10 protein-coding genes are annotated in these 15,900 nt (G+C 67.3%); 8 read left to right on the top strand and 2 right to left on the bottom strand.

Features of this window, described 5'->3' with window-relative positions; all coding sequences use genetic code 11:
* Window positions 1-107: 107 nt before the first annotated feature.
* Genes QZ546_RS15220 through QZ546_RS15240 form a run of 5 tightly spaced genes read left to right on the top strand, consistent with a single transcriptional unit; the run spans window position 108 to window position 7,971 of the window.
* Window positions 108-1,628: a tryptophan halogenase family protein gene (locus QZ546_RS15220; RefSeq protein WP_294239370.1), complete on the top strand. Its 1,521-nt coding sequence runs from the start codon at window positions 108-110 to the stop codon at window positions 1,626-1,628.
* A 2-nt stretch (window positions 1,629-1,630) separates the two neighbouring features.
* Entirely contained in the window at window positions 1,631-3,091 is a 1,461-nt protein-coding gene (locus QZ546_RS15225; RefSeq protein WP_294239373.1) for a tryptophan halogenase family protein, read from the top strand.
* Window positions 3,088-4,695: a tryptophan halogenase family protein gene (locus tag QZ546_RS15230; protein WP_294239376.1), complete on the top strand. Its 1,608-nt coding sequence runs from the start codon at window positions 3,088-3,090 to the stop codon at window positions 4,693-4,695. Before QZ546_RS15225 ends, QZ546_RS15230 begins: the two co-directional genes overlap by 4 nt.
* The gene (locus QZ546_RS15235; RefSeq protein WP_294239378.1) at window positions 4,692-6,485 is read left to right on the top strand and encodes a glycoside hydrolase family 9 protein; all 1,794 of its coding nucleotides are present in this window, start codon (window positions 4,692-4,694) and stop codon (window positions 6,483-6,485) included. Before QZ546_RS15230 ends, QZ546_RS15235 begins: the two co-directional genes overlap by 4 nt.
* Before the next feature lie 40 nt (window positions 6,486-6,525).
* Entirely contained in the window at window positions 6,526-7,971 is a 1,446-nt protein-coding gene (locus tag QZ546_RS15240; RefSeq protein ID WP_294239382.1) for a GH1 family beta-glucosidase, read from the top strand.
* 72 nt (window positions 7,972-8,043) lie between these two features.
* Here the strand turns inward: QZ546_RS15240 and QZ546_RS15245 are convergent, their stop codons facing one another.
* Both QZ546_RS15245 and QZ546_RS15250 read right to left on the bottom strand, forming a co-directional pair.
* Window positions 8,044-10,953: a TonB-dependent receptor gene (locus QZ546_RS15245; RefSeq protein ID WP_294239385.1), complete on the bottom strand. Its 2,910-nt coding sequence runs from the start codon at window positions 10,951-10,953 to the stop codon at window positions 8,044-8,046.
* A gap of 328 nt (window positions 10,954-11,281) precedes the next feature.
* Window positions 11,282-12,334 carry an arabinan endo-1,5-alpha-L-arabinosidase gene (locus QZ546_RS15250; RefSeq protein WP_294239387.1) on the bottom strand — a complete coding sequence of 351 codons (1,053 nt, stop codon included), beginning with the start codon at window positions 12,332-12,334 and terminating at the stop codon, window positions 11,282-11,284.
* Window positions 12,335-12,491: 157 nt separating this feature from the next.
* Between QZ546_RS15250 and QZ546_RS15255 the strand changes: the two genes are divergently transcribed.
* The 3 genes from QZ546_RS15255 (at window position 12,492) to QZ546_RS15265 (ending at window position 15,900) form a co-directional block, all read left to right on the top strand.
* Window positions 12,492-13,073 carry an ANTAR domain-containing response regulator gene (locus QZ546_RS15255; RefSeq protein WP_294239390.1) on the top strand — a complete coding sequence of 194 codons (582 nt, stop codon included), beginning with the start codon at window positions 12,492-12,494 and terminating at the stop codon, window positions 13,071-13,073.
* A complete protein-coding gene (locus QZ546_RS15260; protein WP_294239393.1) occupies window positions 13,070-14,278 on the top strand; it encodes an ABC transporter substrate-binding protein in 1,209 nt (402 codons plus the stop codon). Before QZ546_RS15255 ends, QZ546_RS15260 begins: the two co-directional genes overlap by 4 nt.
* A 374-nt stretch (window positions 14,279-14,652) precedes the next feature.
* Window positions 14,653-15,900: a NarK/NasA family nitrate transporter gene (locus QZ546_RS15265; RefSeq protein ID WP_294239396.1), complete on the top strand. Its 1,248-nt coding sequence runs from the start codon at window positions 14,653-14,655 to the stop codon at window positions 15,898-15,900.

Here is a 15,900-nt window from a genome sequence, read left to right on the forward strand (position 1 = left end):
AGGTGCGACATTCCTGCCACGCTCCCCCTGTGGGTGGATTGCGGGACGGCGTAACGCACGGCATGAAACAGAAAAAAGGCCCCGGGAATCGGTGGCCACGGGGGTGGATGACGAAGGTGACAGAGGACGGTGTAAGGGTCGTCATCGTGGGCGGCGGTACGGCAGGCTGGATGGCCGGTGCCGCATTTACGCGCCTGCTTTCCGGGCAGTGCAGCGTCCGCTTGATCGAGTCCGAGGCGATCGGCGTCGTGGGTGTCGGTGAGGCCACCCTGCCCCATATCCGCGCCTTCAACGAACGGCTGGGCATCCCCGAGGCCGAGTTCATGGCGCGCACCCGTGCGACCTTCAAACTGGGTATCGAGTTTCGCGATTGGGGCCGAATCGGGGACAGCTACATCCACCCCTTCGGCACGTTCGGCCGGGGTAGCGGCGCGATCGACTTCCACCATTACTGGACCCGTCTGGCGCGTGAGGGGCATGACCTGCCGCCGCTCGACGCGCTGTCCTATGCCTGCGCGCTGGCGCGGGAGGCGCGGTTCGATCATCCGGAGCGGACGCCGGGACAGCTCGCCTCGACCTTCGGCTATGCGTACCAGTTCGATGCGCTGCTCTTCGCCCCCTATCTGCGCAGCCTGGCCGAGGATGCCGGCGCGGTGCGGACCGAGGGGATGGTCGTCGATGTCGAGCGCGACGGCGAGAGCGGGCTGATCCGTGCCGTCATCCTGGCGGATGGCGAGCGGGTCGAGGGCGACCTGTTCGTCGACTGCTCGGGCTTTCGCTCGTTACTGCTCGGCCAGACGCTGGAGGAGCCGTTCGAGGACTGGTCGCGCTGGCTGCCCACCGACCGGGCGGTGGCGATGCCGTGCCGCACCGAAACCGCCGTCACCCCCTATACCAGCGCGATCGCCATGCCCGCGGGCTGGCGCTGGCGCATCCCGCTCCAGCATCGCACGGGCAATGGCTATGTCTATGCCAGCGACTTCGTCAGCGACGCCGATGCCGCGCGGGCGCTGGAGGCGGCGGTGGAGGGCGAAAAACTGGCCGAGCCGCGCCTGCTGCGCTTCAAGGCGGGGCGGCGGCGGCGCAGCTGGGTCGGCAATTGCGTGGCCATCGGCCTGGCCAGCGGCTTTCTGGAACCGCTGGAATCGACCAGCATCTATCTGGTGCAACAGGCGATCACCGCGCTGATCGAGCTGTTCCCCGGCCGCGACATCGGCGCCTCCGACCGCGACGAGTTCAACCGGGTCATCGACCTGGAATATGACCGGATCAGGGATTTCTTGATCCTGCATTACCACGCCACGACGCGCGACGATTCCCCCTTCTGGAACTATGTCCGCACCATGCCCGTGCCGGACAGCCTGGCCGAAAAGATGGAGCTGTGGCGCCGGCGCGCACGGGTGGTAAAATATCGCGAAGGCGTGTTCCTGGATGCCAGCTGGATCGCGGTCTATCTGGGCCAAGGCATCGTACCCGAGGGCTGGGATCCGCGCGCCGATGTGGCGGGCAGTGCCGAGCTGCTGCGCGCCATAGAGGATCTGCGGCGGGACATTGCCGCCGATGTCGCCGCGCGCCCCGGGCACCGTGCCTTTCTGGATCGCTATTGCCCGATGGTCGAGGCGGCGTGAGCATGGCCCAGCCCATCGCCCATGTCCTGGTCGCAGGCGGCGGCCTGACCGCCTGGTGCGCCGCCGCCGCGCTGAAGCGGCGCGCGCCGTTCCTGACGGTGACGCTGCTCGCCACCCCCCCGGCGGCGGATGCGCTGGCCGATCGGATCGCCTGCACCCTGCCCTCGCTGCTCGGCTTCCAGGCCGATCTGGGCATTGGCGAGGCTGACAGCGTCACGCGGACGGGCGCGGGCTATCGGCTGGGCACGCGCTTCGTCGGCTGGGCGGAGGGGTTGCCCGATTATGTCCATGCCTATGGCGGCTATGGCCATGCGATCGGTACGGCGGCGTTCCACCTCCATTGGGTGGGGATGGCCTTGGCCGGCGAGGTCGCGCCGTTCGATGCCTTTTCCCCTGCTGCGCAACTGGTGCGGGCGGAGCGGTTCGTACCGCCGACGCCAGACACCCCGTTCGCCGACCATGACTATGGCCTGACGCTCAACCTGGACCGTCATCTCGCGATGATCCGCGCCTTTGCCCGGCATGTCGGCGTGGTCGAGGTGGCGGGCGAGATCGCCGACGTCGCGCTGGACGAACGCGGCTTCGTCGCCGGCGTGGCCCTGTCCGACGGACGAGACCTGACGGCCGACCTGTTCATCGACGCCACAGGCCCAGCGGCGCAGCTTCGCGGGGCGATGGATGCGGACTGGTCGGATTGGAGCGCATGGCTACCCTGCCAGCATGTGCTCCTCGGCACCGCGCCTTCTGGCGAAGCCGCGCCGGTGCTGACGACCGTCACGGCCCATGCCGCGGGCTGGCGCTGGTCGAGCGGCGCGCAGGTCGGCATCGCCTATAGCCCGGCGCATCTGTCGGACGCCGAGGCCGCCGCGATGCTGGGCGGGACGACCGACGCGCCCATCGCCATCCGCCCGGGCACACGCCCCCGTCCCTGGCGCGGCAACTGCGTCGCGATCGGCGATGCCGCCACCCAGGTCGAGCCGCTGGAATGGTGCAATCTCCATCTGGCGCTGAGCGCGATCGACCGGCTGATCGCGATGCTGCCCGACCGCGCCATGGCCGAGATCGAGGCCGCCGACTTCAACCGCCAGACGCTGGCGGAGGCGGAGCGGGTGCGGGACTTCCTGGCCGCCCATTATCGCACGGCGCAGCGTCCCGAGCCGATGTGGCAGGCCGTGCGACAGGCAACGCCGCCGCCGAGCCTTGCCCATACGCTTACTCAATTCGCCGAGCGTGGCCGCCTGCCCTTTTACGAGGAAGAGACCTTTATCCGCCATAGCTGGGCGGCCGTGTTGCTCGGCCAGGGTTTCCTGCCGCGCCGTGTCGATCCGCTGGTCCAGGCGACCCCGGCCAGCGAGGTCCGCGACCTGATGTCGCGGATGACCCAGGCGATCGCCGCCGCCCTCCCCCATGTTCCCTCCCATGCCGAATGGCGTGCGGCCCAGATGAGGCGCCTTGCCCGATGATCCCTCCCCATGACCAGATGATCCGCCGGGTCGTGATCGTCGGCGGCGGTACCGCCGGATGGATGGCGGCCGCCGCCTTCGCCCGGCTGCTCAACAACGGCTATACGCAGGTGACGCTGGTCGAATCCGAGGAGATCGGCACGGTCGGCGTCGGCGAGGCGACCATCCCGCCGATCATCACCTTCAACCAGATGCTCGGCCTGGACGAGAACGACTTCCTGGCCAAGACCGGCGGCACGTTCAAGCTTGGCATCGAGTTCGTCGACTGGGGGGCGAAGGCCGAACGCTATTTCCATCCCTTCGGGCGGCATGGCCAGGATCTGCAGGGCGTGCATTTCCACCAGCTTTACCTGCGCGAACGCAGCCGCCGGGCGCTTCCCGACATCACCGACTGGTCGATGAGCGCGATGGCCGCGCGGTCGGGCAAGTTCGGCCGCGCCAAGCCCGATGCACGCTCGCCCATCCGCGAGCTGTTCTACGCCTTCCACTTCGACGCCTCGCTCTATGCGCGTTACCTGCGCGGCTATGCCGAGCGCGGCGGAGTGACGCGGATCGAGGGGCGGATCGACGCGGTGAAGCTGCGCCCCGAGGACGGCTATGTCGAGGCGGTCACGCTGGCCGATGGACGCCGGATCGAGGGCGACCTGTTCATCGACTGCTCGGGCTTTCGCGGGTTGCTGATCGAGGAGGCGCTGGGCACGGGCTATGAGAGCTATGCCCAGTGGCTGCCCTGCGATCGTGCGGTCGCCGCGCCTTGCGCGCTGCCTGATCCGGCCGAACCCGATCCGTTCACCCGCGCCACCGCGCGCGAGGCCGGGTGGCAATGGCGCATCCCGCTGCAACACCGGATGGGCAACGGTCTGGTCTATTGCAGCGACTATCTCGGCACCGAGACGGCCGAGGCGCAGTTGCTCGGCGCCCTGGACGGCGAATTGCTGGGCGATCCCCGCCATATCCGCTTCACCGCCGGGCGGCGGCGCGAAAGCTGGAACCGCAACGTCGTGGCGCTGGGCCTGTCGAGCGGGTTCCTGGAGCCGCTGGAATCGACCAGCATCCATCTGGTCCAGGCAGCGATCCAGCGATTGATCGCGCTGTTCCCCGACAAGCGCTTCGATCCCGCAGAACGCAACGAGTTCAACCGCCAGATGCACGACCTGTATGAAGACGTCCGCGACTTCATCATCCTGCACTATAAGGCGACGCGGCGCAGCGACACGCCCTTCTGGGACCGGGTCCGCACCATGGACGTGCCTGACAGCCTGGCGCGCAAGATGGACTTGTGGGCGGGCAAGGGTCGGCTGTTCCGCGAAGGTTATGACCTGTTCAGCAACCCCAGCTGGGTGGCGGTGTGCCTGGGCCAGGGCATCGTGCCGCAAAGCTGGGAACCCGCCGCCGATGCGCTGGACGAGGATCTGGTCGCACAGGCGCTGGAACAGATGCGCGCCGGTTATGCCGACACCGCCGCGCGCCTGCCCAGCCATGGCGAGTTCCTGCGCAGGACCGCGCCTTCGCCGCTCGCGCCGGCTATGACGCCGGGCGCCGCCGCCGATGCCGGGTTCGACTTCACGCGCGCGCCGACCGGCGGCGGCGGTCCGCTGCTGTGAGGCGGATCATCCTGCCCCTGCTCGCGCTGACGGGCATCGGCGCGACGGACGCGCCGGGACCGCATCTCAATCAGGTCGGGTTCCGCCCGGATACCGCCAAGCGCGCCGTCTTCGCCGCCGCTGGATCGAAGTCCCTGGCCTGGGACCTGCTGGACGAAAACGGCCGGGTCGTCGCCAATGGACGGACCATATATTTCGGTCCGGATGCGGCATCGGGTGACACGGTCCATCAGATCGACTTCGGCGCGTTCCGGACACCGGGCACCTATCGCCTGCGCGTCGACGGGCGGACGAGCCATGCCTTCACCATAGCGGCGGACGTCTATCGCCCGCTCGCCCGCGCCTCGCTGAACTTCTTCTATCAGCAGCGGGCCGGGATCGCGATCGACGCGCGCTTTGCCGGGGGCTCCCAATGGGCACGCGCGGCGGGCCATGGCAGCGAGGTCGTGACCTGCTTCAAGGGCCGCGATCTGGCGGGCACCGACTGGCCGGGATGCCCCTATAGGCTGGACGTCACCGGCGGCTGGTATGATGCGGGCGACCAGGGCAAATATGTCGTCAATGGCGGTATCGCCCTATGGATACTGCAGAATCTCTATGAGATCGACACAGGCTCACCCCCCTTCCCCGACGGCGCGGCCGCGCTGCCCGAGGCAGGCAACGGGATTAACGACCTGCTGGACGAGACGCGTTGGGAAATGCGCTTCCTGCTGTCGATGCAAGTGCCCGAGGGCCAGACGCTCGCTTTGCCGCTGGGGCGCCAGGGGCGCGGGCCGTATCGGCTGACCCCGGTCGATGCCGGTGGCATGGCCCACCATAAGGTCGCCGACCGCAACTGGACGAAGCTGCCCACCGCCCCGGCCGATGACCGCGAGGAGCGGCTGCTCTATCCGCCCAGCACCGCCGCGACGCTGAACCTGGCGGCAACCGCCGCGCAGTGCGCGCGGATCTGGCGCGGCATCGACAACGCCTTTGCCAAACGCTGCCTGGTGGCGGCGGGCAAGGCCTATCAGGCGGCGCTGCGCAACCCGGATGTCTATGCCGCACAGGCCTTTACCGGCAGCGGCGGCTATGGCGATGGCGATCTGTCGGATGAACTCTATTGGGCGACCGCCGAGCTGTACGCCGCCACGGGCATGCCCGAACTGGCCGACGCGCTGCACCGGATGCCGCTCCACGCCGCCCCACTCTCGGGCGAGCCGGGCTGGGCCTCCACCGCCGCGCTGGGCACGATCACGCTGGCGACCGCGGCCGGGGTGAGCCCCGCCGAACGCGCGGCGGCGCGGGCCAAGCTGGTCGCGCTGGCCGACCGCTTCCTCGCCGAGGAGGCGCGGTCGGGCTATCACATTCCCTATGCCTCGACCGCCTATCAATGGGGATCGAACGGCGCGATCTTGGGGCGCGGCATGATCCTGGCGCTGGCGGCGCGCTTCACCGGCGAGGCGCGCTACCGCGACGGGGCGGTCGACACGATGGATTATGTGCTGGGCCGCAACCCGCTCGACCAGAGCTATGTCACCGGTTTCGGCTGGCAGCCGATGATGCACCCGCATCACCGTTTCTGGGCGCAGACGTTCGACGCCCGGATGCCCGGCCCGCCCCCCGGCGTGCTGAGCGGCGGCGCGAACAGCACCAGCTTTCCCGAGGCGTCGGCGTCGCTGCAAGGGCGTTGCGTCGGATCGCGGTGCTGGATCGACGATGCCCGCGCCTATGCGCACAACGAAGTCGCCATCAACTGGAACGCGCCGCTCGTCTGGCTGGCCAGCGATCTGGCCGCGACCGCACACTGAATGTCCACCAATCGCAATATTTTCGGAAAGGATACGAACCATGGATCGTCGTAATTTCATGAAGACCGGCATGGCGATGGGCGGTGCCGCGCTCGCCACCGGCGGCGGCACGCTGGCCGCCACCCGTGCAGCGGCGGCGACCGCCTCGGACCTCAGCTTTCCCAAGGATTTCCTGTGGGGATGCGCCACCGCGTCCTATCAGATCGAAGGCGCGGTGAAGGAGGACGGGCGCGGCCTGACCAACTGGGACGTGTTCTCGCACACGCCGGGCAAGGTCGCGAACAACGACACCGGCGACGTCGCCTGCGACAGCTATCACCGCTATAACGAGGACATCGCGCTCCTGAAGAACCTCGGCGTGAAGGCCTATCGCATGTCGATCGCCTGGTCGCGCATCTTCCCCGAGGGGCGCGGCAAGTTCAACCAGAAGGGCCTGGACTATTATAACCGCGTGATCGACGGCCTGCTGGCCGCCGGTATCCAGCCCAACGTCACCCTGTTCCATTGGGACCTGCCCCAGGCGCTGCCCGGTGGCTGGCAGAATCGCGATACCGCCAAGGCCTTCGCCGACTATGCAGGCTTCATGGCAGGCAAGCTGTCCGACCGCGTCCACCGCTTCATGACGGTCAACGAGCTGCGCTGCTTCACCGACCTCGGCCATATGGTCGGCATCCACGCGCCGGGCCTGAAGCTGCCCCAGGGTCAGGTCAACCAGGTCCGCCACCATGGCTGCCTGGCGCACGGCCTGGGCGTCCAGGCGATCCGCGCCAATGCCAAGGCGGGGACCGAGGTCGGCATCGCCGACAATGCCAGCATCTTCGTCCCCGTCATCGAGACGCCCGAGCATATCGCGGCGACCAAGACGGCGATGCGCGAAGAGAATGCCATGTTCCTGACCGCGATCATGGAGGGCAAATATACCGACGCCTATCTGAAGAGCGCCGGTGCCGACGCGCCCAAGGTGCAGGCAGGCGACATGGCGGCGATCGGCAGCCCGCTCGATTTCGTGGCGCTCAACATCTACACGCCGACCTTCGTCAAGGCCAACCCGGAGGATCCGCGCGGCTATACCCCGCTGCCCCACTTGCCCAACTCGCCGCGCATGGCCTCGCCCTGGCTCTATGTCGGGCCGGAGGCCGCCTATTGGGGTGTCCGCGCCGCCAGCGAGATGTGGAGCCCGAAGGCGATCTATATTTCCGAGAACGGCACCTCGGCCGACGACAAGCTGAACGACAAGGGCCTGGTCGATGACGGCGACCGGATCATGTACCTGCGCAACTATCTGGGCCAGTTCCGCCGCGCGGCGGCCGAGGGCTATCCGCTCAAGGGCTATTTCCTCTGGAGCCTGATGGACAATTTCGAATGGGCCGACGGCTATGGCCTGCGCTTCGGCCTGCATCATGTCGACTATGCGACCCAGAAGCGCACGCCCAAGCTCTCCGCCCAGTGGTATAAGGAACTGATCCGCCGCAACGCACTGGTCTGATCCCTCCGCCGCCGCATGGAAGAAACCCCGCCGGTCGCTGGACCGGCGGGGTTTTTCGTGGGCGAACGCCGATCAGAAGCGGAACCGCACGCCGAGTCCGTAATAGCGCCCCTCGTCGCGCACGTCGCGCGGATAGGACAGGCCGTTGCCATAGCTGCGATAGTTGTTGAACGGCTTGGCCAGCAGATTGGCCGCGTCGAAGGCGACCGTGATCTCCTTGGTCAGGTTGTAGTTGAACGAGAAATCCAGCCGCTGGATGCGGGTCGTACCCTCGCCATTGTAGAAGCCGTCGCCGTTGATGAAATTGCCGTTCAGGAACGCATCGCGATTGTTGAACGACAGTCGCGTCGACACATCGCCCTTTTCGTAGAAGAGTGCGACATTATAGGTCCAGCGCGACAGGCCGGTGATCGGCACGAAGGGCGGCTCGGTCGTCCCGCCGTTCGAGGCGAACAGATTGGCCGGATAACGCTGCTTGCCCTCCAGATAGGTCACGTTCGCCTGGACGCCGAAGCCGCTCCACAGGCCCGGCAGGAAGTCGAGAAAGGTCTGGCCGCCGACCTCGACGCCCTTGATCCGTCCCGCCCCGGCATTTTCCGGGCGGCTGATTTCGATCAGGCCGTAAAAGGGGTCGATCGTCCGGTTGACGTAATTGCTGATGAAGCCGTTCAGATCGCGGTAGAATACCGCCGCCGTCAGCGACGCGGTGGGCGAGAAATAATATTCGACCGTCGCATCGTAATTGGTCGAGGTCAGCGGCTTCAGATCGGGATTGCCGCCGCTGCCATAGGCATTGGGCCGCGTATTCAGCCCGGCCGGGAAGCGCGGGTCGAGCGGCTGGTCGGGGATCACCGCCTGGGTATTCTGGGTGATGTTCAGCGCCGGATTGAGCTGACCGAATTCGGGCTTGGTCCGCGTCTTGGTGATGCCGAAGCGGATTTGCAGCCTGTCGCTGGGCCGGACGCGCAGCGAGACATTGGGCAGCACGTCGACATAATTGGCGCGGGTCGTGCGCGGCTCGCTGCGCCGTACGCCGTCGAACTCGACCGTCGAAATGCCGCTATAGCGGCCGACGGTATTGACGACGCGCGTGCCGATCAGGCCGTCGAACCGGACCGATCCGATGTCGAACTCATATTTCACCTGGCCGTAAAAGGCATAGGTCTGCTCGGCCGCATAAAAGGCCGCCAGCGGATCGAGCTGCACCGTCGGCGAGGCGAAGCGGTTGAGCGCGTCGCGAAAACCCTGGTCCGACGGATTGCCCGCCACCAGCCGTTGCAGCGCGTCGAAGGCGAACTGGCGCAACTCGGGCGCGTTCCCCGCAATTCCCTCGCGCGACGGCATCAACCAGCTGGTGAAGCCCTGATTGCCGCGAAACGCGTTCTGGGTCAGCGCCAGGTCGCCGGTCGGCGTCTGGGCCAGCGGGATCGCCAACGCCTCGGTATAGGCATAGCGATTGCCCCGGCGCAGCGTGGCGTCGCGATCGGTCCAGCGGACGCCGAACTGGAACCTGGGCAGCAGCGCCAGATCGGTTTCCAGGTCCATGTCGGCACGCCACTGCCACCCCTTGCCCTGCACGCGGTAGGTCGACTCGTAATAGCCGCGCCAGATGTAATTGGCCGGGTCGCTGGCGTTGAACCCGGGCAGCGAGAAGGACACGCCGTCGTCGACGAAGAAATCGACCTTGGCGACCGGCGGCTGGGCAAAGGCGGTGTCGAAGCTCCATTCGTCTTCGCCATATTCCGAATTGGTATAGGCCAGATCGGTCGACAGATGGGCGCGGCCGACATCCCATTTCGCGCCGCCCGCCGCCTGATAGGTGTTGGTATAGCCCTTGCGCGTGCTGCGATACGCTTCGGGGCGATAGCCCCCGGTCTTGGTCAGGCTCTGCACCTGCAGCGGCTGGCCGGGACGCAGCACCACGTCGCTGAGCGTCGGATTATTGTCGAGCAGCGGCACCCGGAACCAGTCATTGGCGATCTCGCCGCGATAGCCCTGGTAGAGGAAGTCGTAATAGAGTTCGAGATTATGCGCCGGGCGCCACTGGACGCTGGCGTTGATCGCCGGGCGCCAGCGCTTGCCGCTGTCGTTATAGACGCCGACCGCCGTCGGAATCTCGAAATTGCGGCCCACCGAGCTGGGCAGCACGGTCGTGCCGGGCGTCGGCGTGTTGGTACCGCCCTCGCCCCAGCGGACCGCGTTGCGATATTGCGCTTGGGTATAAGCGGCGTTGATCAGCCAGCCGATCTCGCCGATCGCGGTGTCGGCGCGCTGGCTGATCAGCAGGTTGCCGAGCGGGTCGAACTTCTTCGACTGGTCGTTATAGGTGCCGCGTACGCCGCCCGCGATCGTGAAACCCTTGTCGAAGTCGAAGGGGCGGCGCGAGCGCACGTTGATGAGGCCCGCCAGCCCGGGCTCCAGCAGGTCGGCGGTGCCGGACTTGTACACTTCCAGCCCCGCCAGCGCGCCCGCCGGGAAATCCTGAAGCGCGGCGCGGCGATTCTCGGCGGTGAAGATGTCGCGCCCGTTAAAGGTCGTCGCCACGTCGGGCAGGCCGCGCACCAGCACCTGCGTCACTTCGTCGCTGTTGCGGCTGACCTGGATGCCGGTCACGCGCGCCAGCGACTCCGCCGCCGTATTGTCGGGCAACTTGCCGATATCCTGCGCGACGATCGCGTCCAGGATCGCATCGGAATTGCGCTTGATCGCCTGCGCGCTGCCCAGGCTGGCGCGATAGCCGGTGACGACGATGTCGCGGGGGTCGACCTCCGATTCGGGCAGGCCGGTGGTCGCGGCCTGGACCGGGCTGCGATCCGGAACTTCCTGCACATCCTGACGGATACCGACCGCCGTCTGCGCCTCGACCGGCGTCGTCCGATCGGTGGTCCGCGTCTTCTGGTCGGGCGCGGCGCTCTGCGCCATGGCGGGTGCGGCCAAGAGCGCCCATGGCGCGACCGACAGCAACAGGACGTGGTGCTTCATCATCTCTCCCCTGAACCGGCCCGACCTTTCGGTGCCTCTTGGGAAGATTTGTCTGACTATCTGCCGGGGGCGTCAAGAACATCATGACGGGCCCATGGCGCAAATTTCATATCGTGGATTTTGTGTCACACCAGGATTTGTGAGCGATTGCAGCAATATAGCCGTCAAAAACCGATATTATCCGGCAAATTCAACGAATAAGGCCATAGTCTCCGACCAAGAGGCTGATTTCCCTTGAAGGGATACTCCTGTCGCGACCAAAAAATATCGCTCTCCGCATCACGCCCCTCGCCGTCGCAGTGTCCGGACACTGGCCCTATTGGTCCGACTAAGAAGCCGTATCGTCCTCTGCGCCGACCACCGGCCAGCCCGCCGCATCCCATTGCAGCGGCGCAATACGTAGCGTCGGCGCGCCGCCAGCCCGCGCATCATAGGCGTGATGGATCAGATAATCCCGGCCGTCTCGATCGTGCATCACCCCGGCATGGCCCGGACCGCGAAACCGGTCTTGTCCTGCGGCATCGGCCTGCAGCAATACGGTCCCGCCGCCCCCGCGCATCGCATGGTCCTCGCGATCTCGATAAGGCCCCTGGATCGACCGGGATCGTCCGACGCGCAGGTGATAGCTGCTTGCCGTCCCGCGACAGCAATAGTCGAAGGACACGATCAGCCAATACCAGCCGCCATGATCGACGATGAAGGGCGCCTCGATCGCATCCGCCCGGTCGCTGGCCGCACGCCTGGCGATCATCACCGGCCGGGCCCCGGACGCAGGCTTGCCGGTGCGGGGATCGAGCCGGATCAAGTGGATCCCGCCCCAGAAACTCCCGAATGCCAGCCATTCGCCGCCGTGCCGATCGCGGACAAAGGCGGGGTCGATCGCGTTGAACGCATCCCCCTCTCGCGAGGCGATGACCGGTCCCTCGTCGCGCCAGCCATGATCGGGGCTGTCGGGATCGAGCGTCGCCGCCGTCGCCAGGCCAATGACCGACCGCTGCTTCCCGAAGCCGGATACCGAATAATAGAGCCGATACCGATCCCCGACGCGCGAAATGTCCGGCGCCCACATCTCGCGCGCGCCCGGCACTAGGCGAAGCGCCCATTCCGGAATGTCGGCCAAGGGCGAAGGCAACGGTGTCCAGTGATGCAGGTCGCGCGACATCCGCGCGACGAGCGGCCGCCGATCGCGCTGGCCGGTCGAAAAGGCGTAATAGCGATCGCCCTCGCGGATCAGCACGGGGTCATGCGCCGGCACGATATCGCCCGACAAGGCAAAGCCCTGTGGCGACGACAGCACTGCCTTTGCCCCGATCGTCATCGTCGCGGCGAGAAGAACGAGCCGCAGCCAAAGGAGACTGCGGGACCGGCCCAGATGGCGCATGATGGGTGATGTCCTTCGTGATCCGGCCAGACTTGTGGCCCAAGCCTTTGGCATGACGCGCCTATAGTCGGACATATCTCAGCGCAAGCGGTGGCGCGTGCCGATCCCGGCCCCGCACAGGCTTGTCGGGCGAGGAACGACGCGGCACTAAACCGCCATGCGGATCGCCATCATTGATACCAGCAGCACCCGGGCGGCGATCATTTCCGATGGCCTGCGCGAGGCCGGGCTGACCGATCTGGTGGTGATCGACCCGTCGGGTCCGCTGGCCGCGCAGGTGGAGCGCGCCGCGCCGGAAGTCGTCCTGATCAACCTGGAAAATCCCAGCCGCGACGTGCTGGAGGATTTCTTCGCCATGTCGCGCGCGCTGGACCGGCCGATCGCGATGTTCGTCGACCAGTCGGAGCCCGAGGCGACGATGGCGGCGGTCGATGCGGGCGTGTCGGCCTATGTCGTCGATGGCCTGGCCAAGCAGCGGATCAAGCCGATCCTCGACCTGGCCGTCCGCCGCTTCCAGGCATTCTCGCGCCTGCAGGCCGAACTGGCCGAGGCGAAGACCGCGCTGGCCGACCGGCAGGTGATCGACCGGGCCAAGGCGATCCTGATGCGCCGCCGCAGCATCGACGAGCCCGCCGCCTATGCGCTGCTGCGCAGCCACGCGATGACCAGCAACCGCCGCATCGCCGAAGTGGCCGAGGCGATCGTGACCAGCGCGCAGTTGATGGGAGACCTGCCATGAGTGCCGACCTGTTCCGCATCGGCTTCCTGCCGCTGGTCGACGCCGCACTGCCCATACTGGCGCAGGAACTGGGCTTCGCCGAGGCCGAGGGCGTCGAGATCGCGCTGGTCCGCGACGTCACCTGGGCGGCGGTGCGCGACCGGTTGCTCTATGGTCATACCGACGCCGCGCATCTGGTCGCACCGCTCGCCATCGCCACCGCGCTGGGCCGGGATCGCCCGGCGGTGCCGATGGCGGTCCCCTTCGTATTGGGGCTGAACGGCAATGCGATCACCTTCTCGATCGCGCTGGGCGAAGCGGTGGGACTGGGCGAGACGCTGGGCGATCCGGTGGCGATCGGCGCGGCGTTGAAGGCGGTGGCGGACCGGCGGCGCGACGCGGGCAGGCCGTTGCGGTTTGGCGTCGTCCACCGCCATTCCAGCCACAATTACATGCTCCGCTATTGGCTGGCCGGGGTCGGCATCCGACCCGACAGCGATGTCGAGATCGTCGTGACCAGCCCGCCCTTTGCCGCCGATGCGCTGGCCGCCGGGGAAGTGGACGGCATCTGCGTCGGCGAGCCGTGGAACTCGATCGCGGTCGACCGCGGCGTCGGCCGGATCGCGCTCGCCACCGCGCAGATCTGGCGGCGCGGCGTCGAGAAGGTGCTGGCGATGCGCGCCGACCGGGCCGAGGCGCGGCGCGACGGCGTGCTCCGCCTGATCCGCGCGGTCCATGCGGCGGCGGCGCATTTCGTCGATCCACAGACGGTGGAGCAAAGCGCCGCCATCCTCTCGCGCCCGCAATATCTGGACGCGCCGGTCGATGCGATCCTGCGCGCGATCACCGACCGCATCCGCGTGGTGCCCGGCGGCGAGCCGATCCATTATCCCGACTTCATGTTCCAGTATCGCGAGGCGGCGAACTTCCCGTGGCGAAGTCAGGCCGCCTGGCTCTATGCGCAGATGGTGCGGTGGGAGGGCCAATTCTCGCCCGCCGACGCCGCGATTGCACAAGGCGTATTCCGCCCCGACCTCTACCGCGCAGCGCTGGCGGGGTCGGGTGCCCCTTTGCCCGGTGCCAGTTCCAAGCTGGAGGGGGCGCTGGTCGAGCCGATCGGGGCGGGGTCCACACAAGGGCGGCTGGTGCTGGGCAGCGATCGCTTCTTCGACGGGCGGGCCTTCGATCCCGATGATATTGCGGGGTATTTGGCGGAACTACCCTGAAATTCCTCCCCTGTAAGGGGAGGTGGCAGGGCGTCAGCCCTGACGGAGGGGTGTCGCCCTCTCGATAGCGGGACACCCCTCCGACGCGCTGCGCGCGCCACCTCCCCTTGCAGGGGAGGAATGGGATGCATTTGCTGCAATAGCGAAAGACACTTGCGCAGTCGCACCATTTGAGGCAATTTCCGACTCGTTCGGCAATGGAGTCGGACACGAGATAACGGCGAACGCCGCTCCAATGACGGGGTGGTTCGCTGGCGGAAACGGGGACCGCCCCCGTGTTCTGCTTGGAGGCAACGAAGCCGCCAGGATGTGACCGACAGGTCCACGTCCTGGCGGCTTTTTCCGTTTGGGCTCGGAAACTGGGGGACAGCACGATGGCAACGGCAATCTGGGACGATAGCAAGAAGCGAAAGGCCGCCGATGACGGCGGTTTCTGGTCGAGCGGCCATACGCCGACCCTGATCGCGGCATTCCTGTATTTCGACCTCGCATTCATGGTCTGGGTGCTGCTCGGCCCCCTCGCCCCGCAGATTTCCGCCACGCTGGGCCTTACCCCGGCGCAAAAGGGCGTGATGGTCGCGGTGCCGACGCTGGCGGGCGCGGTGCTGCGCGTCGTCAACGGCCTGCTGGTCGACCGGATCGGCCCGAAGCGGTCGGGCGCGATCAGCCAGATCATCGTGATCGCCGGGCTGTTCTCCGCCTGGACATTGGGCGTGAATAGCTTTGGCGGCACGCTGGCGCTGGGCGTGATCCTGGGCTTTGCGGGCGCCAGCTTCGCCATCGCCCTGCCGCTCGCCAGCCGCTGGTATCCGCCGGCGCATCAGGGCAAGGCGATGGGCCTGGCCGGCATGGGCAATTCGGGCACGGTGCTCGCCGCGCTCTTCGCGCCCGCGCTCGCCAAGCTGTTCGGCTGGAACGCGGTGCTGGGCCTGGCCTGCCTGCCGCTCAGCCTCGTCTTCCTGGTCTATATGGTCATGGCCAAGGACGCGCCGGGTGCGCCGCCGCCGCGCCGCTTCGTCGAATATCTGGCGCCGCTCCGCCAAGCGGATGCCTGGTGGCTGATGGGCTTCTACGCCGTCACCTTTGGTGGGTTCGTAGGCCTGGCCGCCAGCCTGCCCATCTATTTCACCGACCGCTTCGGCCTGACCCCGGTGCAGGCGGGCTATGCCACGGCGGCCTGCGTCTTTGCCGGTTCGCTGGTGCGGCCGATGGGCGGGGCGCTGGCCGATGCGATCGGCGGGGTGAAGGCGCTGACGGCCGTGTTCCTGGCCGCCGCCGCGACGCTGGTCGGCGTGTCGATGGTCGACGGGTTCGCCGCCTCGCTGGCGCTGTTCGTCCTGTCGATGCTGGGGCTGGGCGTCGGCAACGGCTCGGTGTTCCAGCTGGTGCCGCAGCGTTTCGCCGCCGAGATCGGCGTGATGACCGGCCTGGTCGGCATGGCGGGCGGCATTGGCGGCTTCTACCTCGCCTCCTCGCTGGGCTTCGCCAAGCAGTGGACGGGCAGCTTCTCGGGCGGTTTCCTGATCTTCGCCGCGCTGGCTCTGGTGGCGCTGGCCGGGCTGACGCTGGTCAAGGGTCGCTGGCGCCGCAGCTGGGGCGCGGCCGAAGGCGTGCGGATCTGA

This window comes from uncultured Sphingomonas sp., from assembly GCF_913062585.1.
Classification (GTDB): domain Bacteria; phylum Pseudomonadota; class Alphaproteobacteria; order Sphingomonadales; family Sphingomonadaceae; genus Sphingomonas.